This is a genomic window from Massilia sp., from assembly GCF_032106685.1.
GTDB lineage: Bacteria > Pseudomonadota > Gammaproteobacteria > Burkholderiales > Burkholderiaceae_D > Telluria.
Window position 1 is genome coordinate 1 of sequence record NZ_DAMCPG010000085.1, and the last position, 530, is coordinate 530.

Consider the following 530-nt stretch of genomic DNA (forward strand, 5'->3'; position numbering starts at 1 on the left):
TTTAATAAAACAATTGACAGACTTACATAGATGTTTTATCATTATAGAAGTCGTCACCTTATACTTAAACGGTCCTGTGGTGTAGCGGTTAACATGCCTGCCTGTCACGCAGGAGATCGCGGGTTCGAATCCCGTCAGGACCGCCATTTTTGGGCTGTAGCCAAGTGGTAAGGCACTGGATTTTGATTCCAGCACGCGAAGGTTCGATCCCTTCCAGCCCAGTTTATATGTGTCATTAGCTCAGTTGGTAGAGCATCTGACTTTTAATCAGAGGGTCGCAGGTTCGAATCCTGCATGACACACCATTTTTAATTTCATATTTGCGGTCGTGGCGGAATCGGTAGACGCGCTAGGTTGAGGGCCTAGTGGTGGCAACATCGTGGAGGTTCAAGTCCTCTCGACCGCACCATATCGCACCCTTAGCTCAGCTGGATAGAGTACTTGACTACGAATCAAGGGGTCGGGAGTTCGAATCTCTCAGGGTGCACCATATTTTGTTTGCTTTGACGGGCCTATAGCTCAGCTGGTTA

The 530-nt window shown here is 48.1% G+C and carries 5 tRNA genes; all 5 read left to right on the forward strand.

What is annotated here, in order from left to right:
* Window positions 1–70: 70 nt before the first annotated feature.
* The 5 genes from RT688_RS23555 (at window position 71) to RT688_RS23575 (ending at window position 490) form a co-directional block, all read left to right on the forward strand.
* Window positions 71–146, forward strand: a tRNA-Asp gene (locus RT688_RS23555).
* A gap of 4 nt (window positions 147–150) precedes the next feature.
* Window positions 151–222 (forward strand) — tRNA-Gln (locus tag RT688_RS23560).
* A gap of 7 nt (window positions 223–229) precedes the next feature.
* A tRNA-Lys gene (locus tag RT688_RS23565) sits at window positions 230–305 on the forward strand.
* 17 nt (window positions 306–322) lie between these two features.
* A tRNA-Leu gene (locus tag RT688_RS23570) sits at window positions 323–409 on the forward strand.
* Window positions 410–413: 4 nt separating this feature from the next.
* Window positions 414–490 (forward strand) — tRNA-Arg (locus RT688_RS23575).
* Window positions 491–530 lie beyond the last annotated feature (40 nt).